This window comes from Singulisphaera acidiphila DSM 18658 (assembly GCF_000242455.2).
In the GTDB taxonomy this organism is placed as follows: Bacteria; Planctomycetota; Planctomycetia; order Isosphaerales; family Isosphaeraceae; genus Singulisphaera; species Singulisphaera acidiphila.
In genome coordinates this window covers 1,368,725-1,387,010 of record NC_019892.1, presented here as the reverse complement: position 1 = coordinate 1,387,010, position 18,286 = coordinate 1,368,725, and the positions used below count along the sequence as shown (strand labels likewise).

8 protein-coding genes and 1 pseudogene are annotated in these 18,286 nt (G+C 63.4%); 3 read left to right on the top strand and 6 right to left on the bottom strand.

Annotated elements, in window-relative coordinates:
* Window positions 1–118 precede the first annotated feature (118 nt).
* Window positions 119–3,832 carry a PVC-type heme-binding CxxCH protein gene (locus tag SINAC_RS05375; RefSeq protein WP_015244669.1) on the bottom strand — a complete coding sequence of 1,238 codons (3,714 nt, stop codon included), beginning with the start codon at window positions 3,830–3,832 and terminating at the stop codon, window positions 119–121.
* A 612-nt stretch (window positions 3,833–4,444) separates the two neighbouring features.
* Between SINAC_RS05375 and SINAC_RS05370 the strand changes: the two genes are divergently transcribed.
* Window positions 4,445–7,264 carry a PAS domain S-box protein gene (locus SINAC_RS05370; protein ID WP_015244668.1) on the top strand — a complete coding sequence of 940 codons (2,820 nt, stop codon included), beginning with the start codon at window positions 4,445–4,447 and terminating at the stop codon, window positions 7,262–7,264.
* Window positions 7,265–7,364: 100 nt separating this feature from the next.
* On the opposite strand, the gene SINAC_RS05365 is transcribed toward SINAC_RS05370, so the two are convergent.
* Both SINAC_RS05365 and SINAC_RS05360 read right to left on the bottom strand, forming a co-directional pair.
* Window positions 7,365–8,156, bottom strand: a complete 792-nt coding sequence (locus SINAC_RS05365; protein WP_015244667.1) for a glycosyltransferase — start codon at window positions 8,154–8,156, stop codon at window positions 7,365–7,367.
* Window positions 8,157–8,338: 182 nt separating this feature from the next.
* Window positions 8,339–12,118, bottom strand: coding sequence for a PVC-type heme-binding CxxCH protein (locus SINAC_RS05360; protein ID WP_015244666.1), 3,780 nt, complete (start codon window positions 12,116–12,118; stop codon window positions 8,339–8,341).
* Between the two features lie 387 nt (window positions 12,119–12,505).
* Between SINAC_RS05360 and SINAC_RS05355 the strand changes: the two genes are divergently transcribed.
* Entirely contained in the window at window positions 12,506–13,702 is a 1,197-nt protein-coding gene (locus SINAC_RS05355; protein WP_015244665.1) for a S1C family serine protease, read from the top strand.
* 9 nt (window positions 13,703–13,711) lie between these two features.
* Here the strand turns inward: SINAC_RS05355 and SINAC_RS05350 are convergent, their stop codons facing one another.
* The 3 genes and pseudogenes from SINAC_RS05350 to SINAC_RS41775 all read right to left on the bottom strand — a co-directional run.
* Window positions 13,712–15,898 carry a polymorphic toxin-type HINT domain-containing protein gene (locus SINAC_RS05350; protein ID WP_015244664.1) on the bottom strand — a complete coding sequence of 729 codons (2,187 nt, stop codon included), beginning with the start codon at window positions 15,896–15,898 and terminating at the stop codon, window positions 13,712–13,714.
* Between the two features lie 405 nt (window positions 15,899–16,303).
* Window positions 16,304–16,714: a (R)-mandelonitrile lyase gene (locus tag SINAC_RS05345; protein WP_015244663.1), complete on the bottom strand. Its 411-nt coding sequence runs from the start codon at window positions 16,712–16,714 to the stop codon at window positions 16,304–16,306.
* A gap of 154 nt (window positions 16,715–16,868) precedes the next feature.
* Window positions 16,869–17,006: pseudogene (locus SINAC_RS41775) on the bottom strand (aldo/keto reductase); the annotation flags it as partial.
* Window positions 17,007–17,217: 211 nt separating this feature from the next.
* Between SINAC_RS41775 and SINAC_RS05340 the strand changes: the two are divergent.
* Window positions 17,218–18,120, top strand: coding sequence for an AraC family transcriptional regulator (locus SINAC_RS05340; protein WP_015244662.1), 903 nt, complete (start codon window positions 17,218–17,220; stop codon window positions 18,118–18,120).
* The last annotated feature ends 166 nt before the right edge of the window (window positions 18,121–18,286 follow it).

The following is an 18,286-nucleotide window of genomic DNA, read 5'->3' as shown; positions in this document are numbered from 1 at the left end:
CATGGACGTGAATCAAACAAAGGCACTCTCCGTCAATGAGCACCGGCTGCCGGGTGCCACCGGTTCTGATGAACGGAACCTGTGGCACCCCAGAGCTCGCTTTCCGGCTCAAATCGGCCTACTTCGATGGGTCCTTAGCCGGCGTCTCCTTCAACGTCTCAAGATACGCGATCAGGTCGGCAAAGTCTTGCTTGGAAAGTCCCTCGGCCAGTCCGGTCGGCATCAGCGAGACCTCGCTTCGCTTGCGGTCGTCGATCTGATCACGAGGAATCCGGATCCGCTTGGCGTCGGCATCCTCGATCTCGAGCGCCTCGGGAGTATCGCTCTTGATGATCCCGGTGAGTACCCGTCCGTCCTCCGTCGCCACCACGACCGGCTCGTAGCCCGAAGCGATCTGCGCGGAGGGGAAGAGAACGGAGGTGATCAACTCATGGCGCGGGTATTTGGCCCCGATACTCGACAGCTCAGGACCGACCGCCCCTCCCTCCTTGCCCACGGCATGACAGCGAATGCAGGCCAGGCCCTTCAAATCCTGGAAGAGCGAACGGCCTCGCTCCGCCTTCCCTTGCCCCTTCATCGCGAACGCACGAAATCCGTCAGGGTCGAACCCATCCACCGCCGGGGTCTTCAGGAAAGCATAGTCCGCTGGCGTCGCCAGCGCGACCGCGAATTGCCAGAGACCGCCACGATTGCCGCACTTGACCAGAATGCGATTCGTCCCCTCAACCAGGGAGACGTCGAACCGGCTTCGGTCATGGCGAAAACCATCGCGATCCTGAAAGTCATAGACCTGCTTACCGTTGAGCCAGACCGTGAGCGTATCGTCCGAGCCCACGACCATCGGCGCGAGCCGCTTCGACGGGCTCTGGACCTCGGCATAAGCAAACACGGCCCGGTCGTCCAGGCTCGAATAAAGCTTGTGCAAGTCGACCCGCCCTTGCTTGTCGACAAGCTTCGCCTTCTTCCAAGTCACCGGTTCGTCCTGCGCACCAACCAGAGTGGCCGTAAGGTCGACCGGTCCTTCCACCGGCACAGGGGGGGCGGCGTCGATCTCGAACGGACCGGCGAGTTGCCAGGCAGTCACCGGCTGAAGCGAGGTGTAGATCTTCCGAAGTTCCGGCACGAGCGCGGGGGGAAGCTCCCGCCGGGCAGCAAGCTGATCGAGCACCGGTGCCGCGTCGGCCTGGAGCTTAGTGAGGGCGTCGGCCGAAGCTTTGCGAAGGTCAGGGCTCTTGTCGGCGAGGCCGGCCAGATAGACCTGCAAGGCCAGCAGGTCGGGCATGGCGGCCAGGGCGACGGTCGCCTCGAACCGGGTCTCATCGGTGTTCACAGCGGCCAGCAGCGCGGGGATCGCTTCACGATCGGCCAGCGTCCCCAAGGCGACGATCGCGGCCTTGCGAACCTCGACGGCACGATCGGCCAGCAACGCCCGTAACGAGCCGTCCACTCCATCAAGTTGACCGATCTTTCCCAGGGCTTCGGCCGCAGCCGACCGAACCTCCGGCGACGAATCCCCCAACGCCTTGACGATCGATGCCACGGCAGCCTGAGCCTTGAATCTCCCCAAGGCGGCCAGCAGGCGAGCCCGCCTCGAAGGGCCGGACTCCCCGGTTTCGAGCAAGTCGAGAAGCGCATTGACAGCCAGGTCGGAGCCGATCGTCTCGACCGCCTCCAGCGCGGCGTCACGGACCGGCTCGGGCGTCCCCGGGGCCCGAATCGCGGCGATCAAGCCGGGCAACGCCTCCTTATCCTCCAAAGCGCCCAGCGCCTTGGCCACGGCCACCCGGATCGAGGTGTCGGGATCACGATCGACCAGAAGTCGCAAGGCCGGCAGCGCCTCACGATCGCGCGACTCGCGAACGGCAGTAACCGCGGCGAGACGGACCGCAACCGCCTGATCGCTCAGGAGGCTTCGAAGCGTGCCAAGCACCAGCGGGGTCTGCTCCCAGTCAACCACTTTCGCCGGAGGCTTGCCGGCTGCCGGCCGAGTCCCCCACCAGCTTCCGTCCCACGGCCTGGCCTTGCGATCCACTTGCGAGAGATACAAGACGGCCCGCGCCCGCTCTTCAACGTCCTTACGGCTGTCGTTGGCATACTCGGCGAGCGCCCGGGCAGCGTCATCCTCGTAAACCAGCTCCATCGCGGCCAGGAGACCGGCGCGAATCTTCGGGTCGTCCGAACTCAGCCCGCTCGCCGCCCCCTTCCAGTCGCCGATCCGCCTGAGTGCCTGGCGAGCGCTCAGGGCGATAAAGTCGTCGGTCGCGGCCAGCAAGGGGAGCAAAGGCCGGACCGCATCGGCATGTCCCAGCCTGCCGAGTGCAATCACCGCCTGAAGCCGGACGACCGGATCAAGGTCGTCGAGGGCTCCGATCGCCAGTGCCACGGCCGAAGGACGTGCCGGTTTGGCCGACTGGCCCAGCGCGCGAATCGCCTGAGCGCGAAGGTCCGGCTCCGACGTTTTGAGCACGACGGCCAGCCCGGCTTCAAGCGCGGCGGGTTCGGGGGCCAACGCCTCGGCGGCCCAGATTAGATGCCGCCGCGCCACGGCGGGGGTCGAGCCATCATTGAGTGCCTTGAGCACGGGTTCGAAGGCCGCGCGGCCCTTGGCAATCAGAGCGGCCTGAGCCCGCATCCGCTCGCTGAATGCAGGGTGGTCGAGCTGCTTGATCTGGTCGTCGACCGAATCCGCATCCAGGCCGCGCGGGCGGGTCTCAACCTGCCCTTTGTACGTGATGGCAAAGACACGGCCCACCTTCTCAGTCTTGCTCCCCCAGCCGCCCATCCCCCAGTCAGCCACGTAGAGTGTGCGGCCGTCGTGGGAAAGGGCCAGGTCGATCGGCCGGAAGTTGGAGAGGCCGTCGGCAACCGCGAAGTCGATCTCTTCGACGACCTTGAACGTGGCGCCGTCAGGGGCAAAGCGGAACGCATGAACCTTCCCTTTTCCCCACTCGGCCCAGAAACCGACGCCATGGTACTTCTCAGGCCAGGCATCTTCCTTATAGAGCACCGCGCCACAGGGGGAGCCACCGCCGTACTCGGCCATCCTGGGGAGATGGCGATCCGGGCGGTTGTGGTAGTCGTACGGATAGCCGTAATAGCCGCCGTCGACGTGGTGGGTCACCCGGGTCCACCAGCCAAGTCCGTCGTCGGTGTTGTCGTAGGTGAAGAGGTTGTCGCGATCGTCGAGGTTGGGTTCGAGGTGGTTGCGAGTACCGGTCGAGACCACTTCGAGCCCGGTGCCGTCGGGACGGCACCGGCAGGTTCCCCCGCCGACGATCTGGATCGTGCGTCCATCAGGGCCGGTCGCCTTGGGAATTCCCTTGTCGCCAACCGAAATATAGAGATATCCATCCATTCCAAACTGGATGCCCGAGACGATATGGTCGTTGAGCCCGCGATTGTCGGTCGGCCCCAGGTCTTTGAAAAGGTCCTTGCGGCTCTCGGCCTTGTCGTCGCCGTCGCTGTCTCGGATCACGCTGAGAAAAGGCATGTGCGAGACATAGAGCGCCCCGTCGTGCCAGGCCATGCCCTGGATGGCGCGGAAGCCGTCGGCGAAGACGACCGGATCCTTGCCGTCACGAAAGAGGAGGATCCGACCGTGGTTGGCCTCATAGGGTCCAATCTGGTCCATCGGGTCTTCGGCCACGAACAAAGCGCCATCGGGCGCGGTGCCGACCTGGCAAGGATAGAGGACCGCCGGGACGGTCGCGACCAGCCGGACTTCAAACCCTTCGGGCACCTTGGGCAGCGCCCCTGAAACTTCGGCCCCCAACCCGAGGACAAGCATAAATAAAAAAGCGGGCGGGATCCGCCTGAAACGAGCGAACGGCATAAACAGGTTTCCATCTCGGGGGGCAGGGATGAAGGCAAGTCCGGGTCAACGATACCGGCGAGCTCTGCTCTCAAATGAGGAACCAGGGGGGGAGCGCCACATTCTAACGCGGTCCAAGCCCATGATTCAAAGGGAATCAGCAGGAATCCCAGACCCTTCCGGGGCAGCGAAGGCCTCCGGTCCAAGCGAGAAAAATCAGGAAATTCTCATAAAATCCAAGCCTTGCCTGAGGACACTCCCACTCGGGAGATCCGGTTCATGACAGGGCTCGAGCCCGCTCCCCGAACATCACGCCCCGCGTCCGACCGAAATCTAGTCGAGGTCGGGCAACTCCGATCCCACGGTGAACTCCACCGAAAAATCCCAGAGTGCGTGAGCCGTGGGAAGCCTCAATGCTCACAACGGTTTGGTCTTTATGGATCCGGCCTCTTGTTCGCTTGACAGTACTCGAGCCGCTGGCCGATACTGACAAGGGTAGGCGTCCCTCCGAAGACTCCCCCTCACCTCCGGTCTGAAGCGAATCGAGCAGCAAATCGGTGAAGTGGGCAGGATGGGCGACGGGGCCCTTCGGTAACGCCAGCAAAGGCTGTTGTTGTGGAGAGACCATCAGCCATGAGCGAGCCCGCCATGTTGGCGGATCATATTGACGAACAAAGCGAAGCGATTCTCGCCGTCTGGCGGGCCACCGTTGAGCGCGACGGCGATGCCCCCGAGGTCGGACGACTGTCGCGTGCCGAGTTCAACGATCATATTCCGGACCTGCTCGAACGCTTAGGGGATCGGCTTCGGGGTCGCCCCTCCAACCTCACCGTCGAAGGGAAGTTGCACGGGACCGACCGCTGGTCTCGTGGTTACAACATCGCCGAGGTGGTCGTCGAGTTCGGGCACCTACGCACAGCGCTGACTCGGGCCACCCTCGAGTTCGCCCACCAGCACCAGTGGAACCTCGCGCAGCTCAACGCCGCGTTCGAGTCGATCAACGAGGTCCTGGATGAGGCGACCTCCGTGTCGGTCCGCCAGTTCCAGGAAGCGAGCCGAGCGGAAACGCAGAAGGCGTTGTCCGAGGTCAAAAAACGCCAGAACGCGATCGAGGACGCCTGGATCGCCGCGAAACTGGAGAAGTCAAAGCTCCGAACGATCCTCAACAGCCTCCCGCTCGCGGTCTGGGTGGTCGACGCCGAAGGAACAGTTATCGGCGTCAACGAAGAGGCCGAACGGCTCTCCATTTTCGCTCAGAAAGCGGACGTCGGTCGGACGAACGTGTATCAGCTTGGGTCGGAAAACCAGATCCTCCGCCCCGATGGCACTCCGTTCCCCCTCGAGGAACTGTCGATCCTCCGTGCTCTCCACGGTGAGTCGGCATCGCAAGAGGAGCTGATCTGGGTCATTCAAGGCGAGGCACGGACCGTCTCGATCAAGTCGGCCCCCCTGACCGATGCGGTCGGCGCAATCCTGGGTGCGGTCGCGGTCGTCCAGGACATCACCGGGCGCCGACTCGCCGAAGAGCAACTCCGCCGCGAACGCGACTTCTCCCGCACGATCACCGAGACCTTGGCCGAAGGCCTCAGCACCTTCGATCTCAATGGACGCATCACCTTCGTCAATCCGGCCGCGCTCCAGATGCTCGGGTGGACCGGCGAGGAATTGCTGGGCAAGAACATCCATGAAACCATCCACGACGAACGCCCCGATCGCACGCGGGATCCGGCCGAGGAGCATCCCATTCTCGGCGTGCTCCACACGGGCCTGACCGCGCAGGGAGATGAGGTCTTCGTCCGCAAGGACGGCTCGAAGTTTTTCGTGGCGTATACGGCCTCGCCGATCATTAGCAGCGGGCGGATCGTGGGCGTCGCCCAGGCCTTCCGAGACATCACCGAGCGCAAGCGGCTCGAAGCCCGGCTGGCGACCTCGGAGGCGCAGTTCCGGACCATCGCCGAGAAGTCGCCGGTCATGATCTGGCGGACCGATGTCGAGGGCCAATGCGACTACGTCAATCAAACCTGGCTCGACTTCCGGGGGGGTTGCGGCTCCCACCTTGACCTTGGCGAGCACTGGGCAAGTGCGGTCCACCCTGACGACCTGGAACTCTTTCAGAACAGTTACCGTGAAGCGTTCGCCCGCCGCGAACCGTTCGAGGTGACCTACCGGCTCCGACGAAGCGACGGTCAGTTCCGCTGGATCAGCGACCGAGGCACGCCGTACGCCGATGCGCAAGGGACGTTCCTCGGCTACCTCGGTTCCTGCCTCGATATCACCGAACGGATCAACCTCGAAACGTCGCTGGAGCAACAGCGCGAGCTGGCGGAAGAGGGCTCAAGGCACAAGACCCGCCTCGTCTCCGCGCTCTCGCACGATGCGCGCACGCCGCTCAACGCGGTCGTCCTGGCGGCCCAACTGCTCGAGATCCATTTCGACGGCGGCGCCGATGCCGAGGTCCAGACCTGTCTGCGGACCATCCGCCACTCGGTCCGCAACGTCCTCGACCTGCTCGGAGACCTGCTCAACCTGAGCAAGATCGACGCGGGCGCCTTGCCAGCCGAGATCTCTCGGTTCCCGCTCGAGCAGGTCCTCGCCGAGTGTGTGGCCAGCATCGAACCGCAGGCCCGGGTCAAGGGACTCAAGGTCCAGCTCGAGCCCGGCTCGCTGGCCGGTCATAGCCTCGAAACCGACCGATCAAAGCTCAAGCAGATTCTCAGCAACCTCCTCTCCAATGCCTTGCGGTACACCGAGAAGGGCCACATCCGAATCTACGGCGTACTCACGGACGACCAGATCCGGATCGCCGTCGAAGACTCGGGGATCGGGATCCGGCTGAGCGATCAGGGGCGGATCTTCGACGAGTTCGCAATCCTCGATAACCCCCAGCGGGCCGAGGGAGGAACCGGACTCGGCCTGGCGATCTGCCGACGCCTGGCGAGCCTCCTGAAGGGGGAGATCACTCTCAGGAGCACCGCCGGAGTCGGCAGCACATTCACCCTGGTCTTACCCAGCTCCGCCCTGACCTTGAACCAGCCCGCCTCCGACTACGACAATAGCTTCGAGTCTCCCGCTTCCCCCTTCGGCGCGATCCTGGTGGCCGAGGACCACGTCGACAGCCGGCAGACCCTCGCCCGAGTGCTCCGCCGCATGGGCTATCGCGTCCTCGAGGCGAGCAACGGTCGCGACGTGCTCGCAGTCGCCAAGCAGGAACGCCTGCTTGCAGTCCTCATGGACGTGAACATGCCCCTTATGGATGGCATCGAGGCCACCCTGGCCCTCCGAGCCGACGCCCAGCATCAAGGCTTGCCGATCTTCGCACTCACCGGCGACGTCACCCTGGTCAACCAGCACCGGATCGGCGAGGCCGGCGTCAATGGCTACCTGGAGAAGCCGGTGACCTGGGAAGCCCTCAAACAAGCACTCGGCACACTCGGCAATCGCGCCGAAGCCTGAGACACAAAAAAATAACGATCAGACCACATGCACAACAAACACCTGCCTTCTAGTGGGCACAACCCTCGAGAAGACAGGTTTGAGCAAAAGGGACGGCAACTCAGTGTCGGGCCATGCCCTTCGACAAAAGGATGATGATCGAGGCGGTAAGAGTGCCGAGCAGGATCACGATCAGCAAGGGCCGCCAAGGGCGAAGACGCAGGCTCTGGCGAACGATCGTTTTCAGGATCCGCCAGCCGTCGCGGAAGACCTTGAGCTTGCTAGCCGTCCCGGCGATTCGAGGGTGATACGGAACGGGAACCTCCACCGTGCGCATCTGGCGGGCCACCGCCTCACTGGCCAGTTCGGTCTCGATCTCGAACCCTTCGGAGCGAAGCGAAACGGACTGAAGGAACCGACGGCCGAAGACCCGGTATCCCGAGAGCAGGTCGCCGGGACCACGGCCGATCAGGACCCGGAAGGCCCCTCGAATCAAGACGTTGCCCAGGCCTCGGAGCGGCGTCATCGCCCCCGGCTCGGCGACCGGAATTCGTGCGCCGACGGCCATGTCGGCCGTGCCGTCGAGGATCGGTCCGAGCAGCCGACCGACCTCATCGGCCGGATAGGTGCCGTCGCCATCGATCATGACGACCGCGTCACGGTCTTGAAGATGATGGAACAACGCCTGGACGGCATATCCCTTTCCTTGGTCGCGCACATCGACAACGCGCACGCCAAGGCCACGTGCAATGTCGCCCGTGCCGTCGCTCGAGTTGTTGTCGAAGACGATCATCTCGGCATCGGGAAGAGCCGCACGCCACTGGGTGATGACCGTGGCAATCGCCGCAGCCTCGTTGTAGCAAGGGATCGCGACGGCGACACGGGGCGAATGGGCGTTGGTCGGCTCGTTCAAGATCGTCTTCCGAAGGCGGCCGTGGGAGGGGATGAAACCTTCTCAATGATCTCAAAAGATACCATGCCGGGCCGCGAGCAAAAGGAAACGCAACCGCATCGACTCCAGTTCGTCAGCGCCGGTGCCTCCGCCTTTTGAGAACGAAGGCACCGGCCGAAAAGAACCGACCCAATATCCCCTGATCAACGCGTCGAGGGCCTCGACTCCTCCGCGCTGAACTCGACCGGCCGATCGGCGACGAGCGTTGTCACCAGGGCAGCGTTCGGATTGCCCGCCGTGCGAATCAAGAGGTCACTCGCGCCTTTGGGAATCCGGACGAAGACGGATCGAGGCTGATTCTCCTGGGCCTTGGGAAGCTCCAGTTCCTTGCCGTTGAACCAGACCTTGAGATCGCCCTTGGTTTCGAGCACAAGCTGGGCATCCTGCTCGACCGGCGAACCGACCGGAGCGTGCAGGTAGACCACCTGCTTGGGATCGTCGCCGGCAAGCGTCGACAGGTCGGCACGTCCTTCGGCGTTGGCATCGAGCCGGCGCCAGGAGAGCTTGCGGCCGTCGGGGCCGGTCACCGTTTCTCTGAGGTTGATCTTCACGTTGGGATCGAACGCAGGGGAACCGCTGTTCGTGTCGGCCAAGGGGCCGATCACCTGGTACTGGCCCACGATGCTCACCGGCTGCCGCAAGGTGGTGAGAAAGGCGAGCAAGTCGACCAGATCCTGATCCCCCATCGTCTCGGCCAAACCTTCCGGCATCAAGGAGACGTCGCTGCTGGAGCGATCGTCGATGTCGCCGGGGCGGATTGAGATCCGCTTCGCTTCGGCCGTTTTGAGAACGAGACGATCCGGACCATCCTCGACAGGGAGGCCGGTGAAGACCTGGCCGTCCTTGGTCGCGACCACCGCCGTCTTGTAGTTGTAGCCGATCGCCGCGCTCGGGTTGAGAATCGAACGCAGTAGCTCGTCCTTGCCGTACTTGGTGCCGATCGTCGAGAGGTCGGGCCCAACCCAATCCCCGCGACCTTGCACGCGATGGCAGCCACCGCAACTGACCAGCCCATTCCCCTCTTGGCCCCGGAAGAAGACGTCACGACCACGGTCGGCCCGGCCATCGCGACGGATCAGGTCCCCGAACGGGGGGAGGGGCCGGCCGGACTTGGTCTTGGGGAGCGGCAGGATCTTCGACGCCTCGTCACGGATCTTGCCGTCGACGTGGGAATTGACGACGGTCGTGGCCTCGGTTTTGAGGTCAGCGGGAAGCTTGTCCTCACGGGCCAAAGCCAGAACGCGCCGGCCCCCTTCGCTGGTCCGGGCAAACGTGCGGAGCGCTTCGCGGCGCAGGCCGAGGGGATAATCGTTGGCCACGATCAGGTCGGCGAGCCGCCGGTTCGCATCGCCCAGTTTCGGCAGGGTCCGGACGGCCGCCTCGGCCGAACTGTTGGAATGGTTCTTCCCTTTGGTCTCGGCGATCAGCTCGTCGAAGAACTCGCCGACGCGAGGCGGATTGAGCTGGCCGAGGGCCTCGACCGCAGCCACCCGGACTTCGTCCGACGCCTTCGGATTCCGCGCCTGGCTCTTGATCTCATCGGCGAACCGGCCGTCACCGGTCGCGGCAGCCGCCTGCATCGCCGACGGCCGCGTCAAAGGATCGCCCAGCGCGGTTTGGATGACTTGCAGGACCTTCGGGTTCGCTCGCGCAGCCGCCCAGTTCCCCCCGAGCTTGCGCCCGAGCAACTCCAAGACCTGCCGCTTGCGAATTGAGTCGTTGGACTCGGCCGCCAAGCTGGCCAACGCCTCGGCCCCGGCAGGGTCGTTGATCTGCATTACGACGTCGTCGGCCGCCTGCTGCAACTCGGGGCTGTCCAGCTTGGGAGAGATCCGGGCAAGCAAGGGAAGGACCGCCGGCTGATGGATCCGCCAGGCGAGTCCAAGCGTCTTGCTCAAAGCCGAGGCGGGAAGGTCCTTCGTGCCGGCCACGAGATAGGCCTCATTGCGGTCGACCGGGAAATAAGGGGGGAGCGCCACTTGCCTCGTGTCGTCGGAAGTGAGGTCGCCGTACAGGGTGCCATCGAACAGGCTCTCGAGGAAGGCTTGATCGCGCCCTCCCAGGGCCAGCCCGAGCGCTTCGAGGTACCAGCGGTCCTGACCATCCCAGGTTCGCGCCAAAGTTTTGAGCGCGTCGCCAACCTGGCCCGTCGGCAGGTTCCGCAACGCGAGAATCAGTTCACGACGCACCCCGGCGTCGGGGTCAGCCGCCAACGGCAAGAGTGCCTCGAGATGTGCCGAGGCAGGAGCAGGGAGCTTCGCCGCCTGGTCCTTGTACTCGACGCGGCCGTTGTCGCGATCGTCACGGCCCAGGATCCGGACCGCCTGTTCACGGATTCGCGGGTCGCGGTCCTTCAACGCGTCCTCGGCCGCCTTGTCTCCGACGATCGCGTGAAGCACCCAGAGGGCGCGGGCACGCTCGAACGGCTGGCCAGCCGAGAACAGGTTCACGAGAGCCGTGACGGCCTCTTGTTTCGGGTCAAGCTGCTTCGCGCCTTCGGGCTTGTTGGGATCGACCGGCTTGGCGTTCGGGTCGCCGGCCTTGGCGTACTCGATAAGTCCGCGACGGGCGGCGTCCTGGGCCGCGACCACGGGGGACTTGAGGGCTTCGATCAGGCCATGCACGGTCCCGAAATCAGGCTTGGCGGCCTTCGCCTTGGCACCGATCGGCCTGACGCGATAGATCCGCCCTGTATCCTGATCCTTGAACGCGTGCCCGCCGACTCCGGCGTCGTACCAGTCGGCAACGAAGACCGAACCGTCGGGGGCGGCCGTCATGTCGACGGGGCGGAACCAGGGGTCATCGCTGCCGAGGAAGACCTTGTACTCCGTACGAAACGAAGCGCCATGGCGGCTCAACGGGAAGAAGTTGATCTGTCGCGTGCCGGCGTCGGCTTCGAGGACGGCCCCTTCGTATTCCTTGGGGAAGAGTTTTCCTTCGTAGACCATGATCCCGCAAGGGCTGCCGTTCCCGGTGCCGACCAGCTTCGGCACAGTGCCGGGCACTTCCTCGCCCCAGTGCCGAGGGCTTCCCGGGGTCCGGTAGCCATACTGGCCGCCGTCCATCACCCAGATCACCCGACTGCCACGGTTGCCGTCGTCGTCGTTGTCGCTGGTGAAGATGTTGCCGAACGCGTTCAGGCTGGTTTCGTAGTTGTTGCGCTGGCGATCGGCAAGGACCTCGAACTGGGTGCCGTCGCGGTTCACGCGGAGAGTATTCGCAAGCTGGTCGCTCGAGACGTGGCGACCGCTCTTGTCGACGACGTCGAAGTTCTGGGGCCTCTCGGTATGGTCTTGTTGGACCGAGCAGCAGCCGTCACCGTGGGTGAAGTAAAGTTTGCCGTCGAGGCCGAGCACCATCCCGTGGACACCGTGGTCGGAGTCCACACCGCCGAACCCGGTCAGAAGCGGATAGCGTTTGTCGGCCTTGTCATCGCCATCGGTATCTTCGAGCACGAGCAGGTCGGGGCTGTTGCCGATGTAGACCTTGCACCCCTTGTACTTGCCGTCTTTCCCATAGTGCTCTTCCACGGCTAAGCCCATGGGCACCGGGTAGATATGATCGGCGAAGACGGTGACTTTATCGGCCTTACCATCGCCATCGGTATCTTCGAGGATCTTGATTCGATCGGCCTCGTCGATTTTCTTCAGGCCGGTATTGCGAGCGCGGTGGAGACGGTAATTGAGTCCTTCGGTGACCCAGACCCGGCCGCGCGAATCGACATCCATATTGGTCGGGTTGTTGACCAAGGGCTCGGACGCCCAGAGGGTCGCCTCCAGTCCTTCGGCCGGCTTGAGCTTGCGGGCCGATTCTACCGGACTGACCTGGGCAAAGCCGACGAGGGGGCCGCTGAGCATGAGTGCCCAGACCCCGAGCCCCGCCCAACGGGCGAGCCTGGTGCGCGGCGGGTTGCGATGCGACATCGGCGACGGCTCCTGATCGGTGGGCGAAGCGGGCGAGGACACCCGGTCCCCGGCCGGATTCGACCGTTGGCTGCGAATTTCACGGAAAAGGAATCTCTGGTAGAGCAACTCCAGCGGATTGGCCTGGCCTGCACATTGTGTCGCGCGAGACGGGGGCCGTCCAGCCTCTTGCCCGGCGGGGCGACGTCGAGAAAAAGGACGTCCCGATCGGCAAGCGGCATGAAATCGTCGTTCTCTCTGACTCTGGCAGGCCGGCCTCTGGTTTCGGTCTCAATGTTGAGGAGACAACCCGTTAGAATAGAATTGAGGATTCCGAAAAGAAGAGGTGGACGCGAGGCCCCCTTTTGGCTCGTGTTTTGGGCATGGAATGTGTGGGCGGGAGGCGAAATGGCAAACTGGAAGTCGATCTCAGCGCACCTTTTGACGGCGACGATGACGCTGGCCATGGTGGCTCTGCTCTTCGGTGGACGACTCGGAGCGCAGCGACAACCCGCCGTCAATCAAATCCCCGGCTTTCGTCGACTCGAGGTACCGGTCACACCGAAGCCCGCCCGCCCCGGGGATTACCAGTTGCCCGCTGTCCCCTCACTCACCATCCCGCCCGAACTGCTCAAGAATGCCGATGCGGACGAGCAGATCAACATCCGAGTCTATCAAGGGGTCAATCGTAGTGTCGTCAACATCACGACGGCATCCGAGGCAACCGGGATCTTCGGCGACGAGACGTCGAGCGGCACCGGCTCCGGGTTCGTCATCGACACTCAGGGACATATCCTGACCAACTACCATGTCGTCGAGGACGCCGAGTCGGTTCAGGTGACCCTCTACGACGGCACCACGCACGAGGCCCGCGTGATCGGCGCCGACGCGTCAAACGATGTGGCGATCGTGAAGATCCAGGCCAAGGCCGCCGACCTTTACCCGGTGGCCCTGGGCGACTCATCGGGCCTGCTCGTGGGGCAGAAAATCCTCGCACTCGGCAACCCGTTCGGACTCGAGCGGACACTCACCACGGGGATCATCAGTAGCCTCGACCGGTCCTTGCAAGCCAAGAACGGGCGGATGATCAAGGGGATCATTCAGACCGACGCGGCAATTAACCCCGGCAATTCGGGGGGACCGCTCTTGAACACACGCGGGCAGGTGATCGGCATGAACACAGCGATCATGAGCCAGGTCGGGCAATCGGCCGGGATCAGCTTCGCGGTACCGATCAATGCGATCGCACGAATCATCAAGCCGCTGATCGAGCACGGCCGGGTAATCCGCGCCGACCTCGGGATCACTCGCGTCTTCACGACCAACGAGGGCCTGGTCGTCCTCGGACTCGTCGAGGATGGTCCCGCCGAACGAGCCGGGATCCATCCGATCCAGGTAAAAGTCGTTCGCTACGGTGGGGCTTTGGTCCGCAAACTCGACCCCGAATCGGCCGATATCCTGGTGGCGATCGACGGCAAGCCGGTCCACAACGTCGACGAGTTGCTGACCGAGGTCGAGTCTCACGCCCCCGGCCAGGTGGCCAAGGTCACCGTACTCCGGGGCGGTCGCACCGTCGAGATTCGGGTGACGCTCGGCCAGTCGTAACGAGGCTCATCAGTCCTTGCGAGCCACGGCCTTGAACTCGGGAGCGGCGTCGAACGGGTCAGTCACCGTCTCGATCAGGCTGTTGTCGTGAACCAAGGTTCCGGCCCGCCCCACGAAGAAAGACTGCCCTTCGGCCACTTGCAGGTTGAAAACCGGCTGGATCTGATCGGTGTTCACTGATCGAACCGTGGCCCGACCGTCGAGGGTGCGCACAGTATCGCCGGGCTTCAACTCACGAGCCATCGTCCAGCCACGGCCCGCCTTCCAGAAGCGATGGATCCCGGTCACGACGATCGACTCATCGCCCAGGTCAACCCGGAGCGTCTGATTGGGCGGGTTGTGGAAAACTGCTACGATCGGCTGGTAGCTAAGCCGGCCGGTCGTCGTGTCTTGAGCGAGAACCTGGTCGCCGGCCAGCAGGCTCTCGATGGGCCGAGATCCGGCCAGGGTTGAGACCAGTGTTCCACTCCCGAAACAGGAGTGTCCCAACCGAACGGCACCAACCGGGACACCATTCGCGATGATCGGAGCCGCTTGCGGTTGGAAATCCAGGGGCACCTGTTCCGTGATCGTCGGGGTTTCTTGCGAGGCTTTCTGGGGAACGTAGGCGTAACCACGAAGGTCGACGGCCCATTTCTTCCAGTTCTCAGGATCCTCGCCAAGATCGCCCCCAGCGACGTTTCTGAGAATCGAGACGACTCGATCATTGAGCTGAACGATCGGCGCGTTGTACTGCTTGATCGAGGCGACGTCACTCTCAAGCTTTCGCTCGGCCAGTTGAGCCGCAGCCTGCGCTTCGAGTGCCATCTCGCCCACCGGAATCAGAGCCATGCGCGGCATGACCAAAGCTACAGTTTCGCGATCCGCGGTGGGGGCACGGGCGATGTTACCGTTAAGGATCGGTATGAACTGCTCATTCTCATTCTTGCCCACGTTCTCAAACAATTGCTGAAGGCGTCGGGTTTCCTCGGCGCCAAAGCGATGACTTGGGATGAACGCCAAGGACTGCTTGAGATCGGAGGCAGCCTCCATCCCCATGAACGACCGGGCCTTCTCTAGCGACATTGGCTCTGTTCGGGTAAACCCGAGAAAACGAGTGGCGACGGGCAATCCCGAGTCGCCAAAGCCGAGTTGATCGCCAGGTTGGAGTGTCGGGCCGGCCGGGGAACTGTAGAGCCGCTTGACGTTGAACTGGACTCCTTCGACAAAGAGCTCACCCGGCGAGCCCGGGCCGCCAACGGGCCGGACTTCGTACTTGACCGGTTTCCGCAAGAGGTCGGCGAGCCATCCGGCGAAGTCACGCGGGTCGCGTCTCACAAGGGTCTCGGCCGCCGCCCGACGCACCTCGGCGAATCGGCTCCCGACCGCGAGCACCGCCAAGGCATGCGATGCCCCTGCCGAATCGATCTGGCCGAGGAGCCGGACCGCGACGCTCTGATTCGCTTCCCCCTTACTGAAGACCCGGCAGATCGTCGGCACCGCGCGTGGGTCCGTCACTTGAGCCAGGGTGTCTTCAGCCTCGACCTGGCGGCTCTTGCCTGTAAGATCTCCCCTCGCTCGTTCAAGAACCGGCTTCCAGCGGGCGTCGGCCTCTTTCTGCCGCTTGCTCTCGGCCCCCTCGGCAGCGATCTGCCCGGCACTGGTCCAATGCCCGTCGACCTTCTTATACCCCAGCCGTTTCCAGGCGTTCACACGAGTGGGGTCCAGTGCAGTGACCGCCATCAAGTGGGCATGAGCTTGGCTCTTTAAACCATTCTCCTCGCACCAGAGCGTCAGTTTCCACTGCCCGTCCGCCGTCTGCGGAGCCTGGAGCCGCCTCTCGTGATAGCGATCGAGATTGGCCTTGAACTCGTCATCTGCCTCGACCGACCGGCCGACCGCCTCGGGCCGCTGCCAACGCCCCTGGTACGCCACCAACCCCATCAGCCCCCGCGCCGTCGCGTTCTTCGGATCGGTCATCACGGCAATCGCCAGATGTTTGATCCGCTCCGCCTGAAGACCGTGCGCCTCACACCAGAGCGCCAGCTTGATATGGGCCTCGGCATCGTGCCCGGCCGTCGCCTTGGCCGCCTCATAAGAGGCGAGTTCGCCCTCCGTGTGGGCGAGAATTGCGGGGGCCGCTGCAAGCCACCCTGTGCAGATCAAGAGGGCGGAGATCATCGTCGTGACTCCGAAGGGGCAGGGGAGAGAGGCCATCCCTAATATCCTAGTGGGCCATTGGGCTTACCGATAGCCATAAGTTAGATAGAGGGCCCCGGAGGCATGCCGACGATTCGATGACGCCGCTCCCCCTGACGCTGCCGGCATGCGGCCCGCTTCCCCCTCCACACAAACGGCGTCGGTGCCGCCGGGGCCAAGACCTTGGTCGTGATTCTCGTCCCGATTTTAAATAAATAATTCCAAATACACCAAAAAAACCAGAGTCACCAGGAGTGGGGATCAGGGCGTCGCGTCCGTGAAGCGGGCCAGTAAGCGGACCGCTTTGCCGTTGCGCAGCATTGGGATAACCACAGCGCAAAGCACGCCCCGTGTGCTCGCAAAGGAACACCGCGTATAGGCTGGCCCCACTCGCGATTCCCCCTCATACGGGGTTAGCGAGACTCAGGACGCATCAGACTTGGCCCGGTACTGTTCGTCGCTGACCTTTTCCAGCCAATCAACGACCTTACCATCAAGCTGTTCTTGGATAGCGATGTGGGTCATGGCCGTGGTCGCCTTGGCTCCATGCCAATGCTTCACGCCTGGCGGGAACCAGACCACGTCGCCGGGATGGACTTCCTCGACTGGGCCGCCCTCCCGCTGGACCCAGCCGCAACCGGCCGTGATGATCAGGGTCTGCCCAAGCGGGTGAGTATGCCACGCCGTGCGAGCCCCGGGTTCGAACGTGACGCTGGCACCCGCCGCCCGTGCCGGAGCGTGTGCCTGGAACAGCGGGTCGACGCGGACCGTACCGGTAAACCAGTTGGCTGACCCTTTGCTGGAAGGCTGTGAGCCAATTCTTTTGATTTCCATGTGAACCTCCGGATGTTGAGAGAGGGAGACGCCGACAGCAACGCGAGTCAACCATGGTGTCGCAGCCAACCCCAACCCCGCAGTAAGGAAGTGGCGGCGGTCCAACATAGCGGGACAGCGGTCGCTGTCGTAACCGTCAGAGTCAGCCATCCAAAGTTGCCCCGTTCGCATATATGATGCACGGCTTCCAGGCAAGGAGCCACGCGAGGGCAACCTGGGCGGGCATTGCCTTCTTCCGCTCGGCGATGGTGCCGAGCCAATCAACCAGGGCCTGATTCGCCTTCAATATTTGCCACTCCTTCGACGTGGCATCGGGGAGTCTTACCCGTCCCTTCCCTATCCCGACCTCCGGCTATTCAATTAAAGGCCAACGGCCCGGAGACGGAAAGGAACGTTCCTCCAAAAGGTTTGCCTAATCCTATTCAGGGGTGGGGAATCTATTCGCAGAATGACAAATCTTGTAACTTAATCCTCTGGAAACCTAAGTGAGACTGGAGGACAAGATGGAAGGGCAGCTAGACACTCACAAGCGGCTCGCCAGCCTCCTCAATAAGGTGGCCGTGCACGAGGGGGTGCATCGTACGCTCGTCGAGGGCGTGGAGGTGGCCCGCATCTCAAAGCCATCACCCAGGGCCCCGATGGTCTATCAGCCGAATATCATCGTCCTCGGCCAGGGCCGAAAGCGGGCCTATCTCGGCGACGAGGTCTACTCCTACGACGCATTCAATTATCTCACACTGTCGGTGCCAATTCCGGCGGATTGCGAGACAGAGGCCAGCCCGGAGGAGCCGTTACTCCTCGTCGCCATCAACGTCCAGCCGACGATGCTCGGCGAGATGCTGCTTGAGATGGACGAGTCCTTGCCGCCGGTCGGCCCAACGCCAAGGGGCATCTCGACGACCCCAATGAGCGAGGAGTTGGGCGGGGCCGTTATCCGGCTCCTCGAGTGCCTCAAAACCCCGCTCGACAGCCGCATACTCGGCCGTCAGACCGTCCGAGAAATCGTCTATCGCGTGCTTTGCGGTGAGCAAGGCAACTCGCTGCGTGCCCTGGCCAGCCGGGATGACCATTTCGCCCGCATCGCCCGGGTCCTGAAGCACATCCACGCCGAATACGCGAAGCCGCTCGGCGCCGAGGAGATGGCCAAGAAGGCGGGTATGAGCATCGCGGCCTTCCACCATCACTTCAAGCTGGTGACGGCCAACTCGCCGCTCCAGTACCTCAAGCGAATCCGCTTAGACCATGCAAGGCGGCTGATGGTCCACGATGGCTATAACGCGGGTATCGCCGCGAGGGCGGTCGGGTACGAAAGCTCGTCGCAGTTCAGCCGGGAGTTCAAACGGCTCTTCGGAATGACGCCGGTTGAGGAGGCCGAGCAGACGCGGGCACGACTCGTGGCCGACTGAGTTCCCTTCGGCTTCGAGGAGCAGGCTGCCGTGACAGGAGCGGCTCATGCCCGTGGACAAGGTTATGAGCCGCCTAACCGAATGATCGTGAGAACGCTTCGCGCTCTTGCTCAGCGAAAGCAGAGGAATCAGGGGGTATCGGTTCATTCACCGTATGGCCTGGGTT